This window comes from Streptomyces chryseus (genome assembly GCF_014650755.1).
GTDB lineage: Bacteria > Actinomycetota > Actinomycetes > Streptomycetales > Streptomycetaceae > Streptomyces > Streptomyces chryseus.
Genome location: NZ_BMVO01000063.1, coordinates 1 through 3548 on the forward strand (window position 1 = coordinate 1; position 3548 = coordinate 3548).

At 70.4% G+C, this 3548-nt stretch carries 2 protein-coding genes; both read left to right on the plus strand.

All coding sequences use genetic code 11. The features are described from left to right. Positions 1-531 precede the first annotated feature (531 nt). Complete coding sequence (locus IE185_RS32730; RefSeq protein ID WP_229843862.1) at positions 532-1014, plus strand: hypothetical protein; 483 nt, start codon at positions 532-534, stop codon at positions 1012-1014. A 23-nt stretch (positions 1015-1037) separates the two neighbouring features. After that, the coding region (gene fxsT, locus IE185_RS32735; protein ID WP_189716556.1) for an FxSxx-COOH system tetratricopeptide repeat protein at positions 1038-3548 on the plus strand (2511 nt) is incomplete at its 3' end.

Below are 3548 nucleotides of genomic sequence, written 5' to 3' on the forward strand. Positions count from 1 at the left end.
CCACGCACTCTGACCAGCCCATTTCACCCACCAGCACAGGATGAAAGAGGCTCACTGACCCAGCGTGTTCGCCCCGAACGCGCTGGTCCATCCGCGGAAATGGCGGCACTGGACCCTCGGGTTCCCGCTGAAGTACCTTCAGTTTCCGCGAACTCGCGGGCTTCACGGCCCCGGACTCCTATCTCCGGACCGAGCCGCAGAGTAGCTTCCGGACGTTCACGTCTCCCGTTTCCCTCCCATCGACCGCCTCGTTGGGCCGAACGAGTGAGGCCGGGAGCGAGAAGAGGCGGGACATGCGGCAGGAGTGGTCACCGGAAGACGTGGTGGCGTGCTGGACGCTGGTGGACGGTGACTGGCCCCTGGTGGCCAACAAGAGCGGTCCGACTCGGCTCGGTTTCGACCAAGCTGGGTGTGTAGCACTGTCGAGCCGCTGAGCTGGCTGCAACGACCCGGTCACACGCGGGCAGCGGCCGCAGTACGCTACCTGGGCCGGGATAGGTACTTTCGCCCATACTTGGGCACGGGGGAAGCATGTTGGATCAGGCGTTACTTGTCCTGGCCTCGTCGGCCGGGGTGGCAGTGGCACAAGCGGCCGGCACCGACGCCTGGCAGAGCTTCCGCGAGCGGGTGGCCCGCCTCTTCGGCCGCGGCCCGGCTCCGGATGCCTCCCAGGAAGCGGCCCTGGAAAGGCTGGACCGTACGGCAGCCGAGTTGGAGAGCACCAACCCTGGCACGGCCGAGCGGGTCCGGGACGATGCGGCGGCCGCCTGGCGGACCCGTTTCCAGGATTTGCTGGAGGACCTGGACGAGGCTGGCCGTGCACAGACGGCCGCCCAACTGCGCGAGCTGGTTGCTCTGGCCCAACAGGCTTACAGCGGTGTCTCGGCCGCAGACGAGGGCATCGCCATCAGCGGAGACGTGCACATCCAACCCATGCACGGCTCGGTGGGCGCGGTGAGGATGGGCGACGTGACGTTGGGAAACCCTCAGGTGCCGGGTCCGGACGAGAGCTGACCGCGCCCGGCGCCGTCCCAGGCATGCACATCACTGCCGACACGTCGGTCTTCGCGCAGCGGTACGCGATCGCAGCCCAGCACATCGGCCAGGTGGTGCAGCGTGCCGAGCCCCGGGCCCCAGTGGTCTGGCCGATGCGGGTGGGCACGGTGCCGCAGCTGGCCTCAGCCTTCCAGCCCCGCCCCGGCCTGCGCGAACAAATCGACCAGGACCACACCGGGCACACCACGGTGGTGCTCGCCGGCGGCGGCGGGGTGGGCAAGTCCCAGCTGGCCGCCGCCTACGCCCACCAGGCCCTGGCCGCGGGCACCGAGTTGGTGGTGTGGGTGAACGCCGCCGAGACCGAGCAGGTCGTCACTGGCTACGCCGCAACCGCGCACCGCGTCCAGGCGCCCGGCGCGGTGGGGCAGGACGCCGAGACCGACGCACGGGCCTTCCTGGACTGGCTGGCGGTCACCCCCCGCTCGTGGCTGGTCGTCCTTGACGACCTCACTGATCTGGAGAGGATCGGCCCGTGGTGGCCGCCCCTCTCTCCCTCCGGGGGCGGGCGAGTGCTGGCCACCACCCGGCGCCGCGATGCCCTGCTGTCCGGCGGCGGCCGGGCCATCGTCGAAGTCGACACCTACACCCCGGCCGAAGCCCTGACCTATCTGCACGACCGGTTCACCGGGGCGCGGTTGGTTCACCTGCTGGATCAACAGGCCCAGGACCTGGTGCGGGAGCTGGGGTGCCTGCCGCTGGCCCTGGCACACGCCGCCGCTCACATGATCAACGAGGCGGTGTCCTGCGCACGCTATCTCCTGCTCCTCACCGACCGTCAGGTGCACTTGGAGAGGCTGCTGCCCCGCCAGGCGGACTCTGAGGGCTACGGGCGGCCCATCGTGGCGGCCCTGCTGCTCGCCCTGGACGCCGCCCAACGCGTCGACCCGGTGGGCTTGGCTGCCCCCGCCCTCCGCCTCGCCGCCCACCTGGACCCCGCCGGACACCCAAACGAGCTGTGGGCCGACGCCGCGGTGACCGGCTACCTCACCGCCCACCGCGCCCTGCCCACCACACCACCGGCCACCGCACCGGCCGCAGCCGAGCCCACTAAGGTCACCGCGAAACAGGCCCGGGCCGCGGTACAGCTGCTGCACCGCTACGGACTGATCACCTGCGAGGCCCGGGGCGGCCCCCGTGCTGTACGCCTGCACGCTCTAACTGCCCGCGCCGCCCGCGAAGGTACGACCGCACCCGAGATCCCTGCGGTCGTGCAAGCGGTCGCGGACGGTCTGGCGTCGCTCTGGCCCGAGGCCGACCACACCAACCCCGACCTGTGCGCCGTGCTGCGGGCAAACACCGACTCCCTCGCTGCCCACGCCGGCGACCTGCTATGGCAGCCGGACGGCCACCGGGTCCTGTATCGGGCGGGGCGCAGCCTGTTGAACACCGGCCTTTACGCCGCCGCACTCACCCACTGGCTCCGCCTTGCCGCTGACTCTGAGCGGCTGCTGGGCTCCGAGCACCCCGACACCCTCACCGCCGCCGCCAACCTGGCCTTGTGCTACTCGGTGGCGGGGCGCGCCACGGAGGCGATTCTCCTGCGGGAGCGGGTCCTCGCCGACTCTGAGCGGTTGTTGGGCGACGAACACCCCGACACCCTCACCGCCCGGCACGGTCTGGCCACCTCCTACCTGATGGCGGAGCGTTTCACGGAGGCGACCCCCCTGCTGCAGCGGGTCCTCGCTGGTCGCGAGCGGTTGTTGGGCGACGAACACCCCCGCACCCTCAGCGCCCGTGTCCACCTGGCCCACTCCTACGCGGCGGCGGAGCGCGCCACGGAGGCGATCACCATACTGGAGCGGGTCGCCGCCGACTCTGAGCGGTTGTTGGGCGAGCACCCCCTCACCCTCGCCGCCGGGGAAGGCCTGGCCCTCTCCTACTCTCTGGCGGGCCGCCTCACGGAGACGATCCCCCTGCTGGAGCGGGTCCTCGCCGGTCGCGAGCGGCTGCTGAGCGGCGAACACCCCGACACCCTCAGCGCCCGGAACAGCCTGGCCCTCTCCTACTCTCTGGCAGGCCGCCTCACGGAGGCGATCACCATCCAAGAACGGCTCGCCGCCGACTCTGAACGGCTGCTGGGCGACGAACACCCCGACACCCTCAGCGCCCGGAGGAGCCTGGCCCTCTCCTATGGGGCGGTGGAACGCACCACTGAGGCGATCCCCCTGCTGGAGCGGGTCGCCGCCGACTATGAACGATTGTTGGGCGACGAACACCCCGACACCCTCATCGTCTGGGAAGGCCTGGCGCTTTCCTACTCTCTGGCGGGGCGCCTCACGGAGGCGATCACCATCCAGGAACGGGTCGCCGCCGACTCTGAACGGCTGCTGGGCGACGAACACCCCGACACCATGATGGCGGTGGGCACGTTGCACGAATGGAGGCGCGCGCAGAAGCCGCGATGGTGGCTGTTCATCAAGACGTGGTTTAGGCGCAATACCGGTGACTTTGATGGTGGTGGGTCGTTGGGTGTGGTGTGCCAAGGCCTGGGC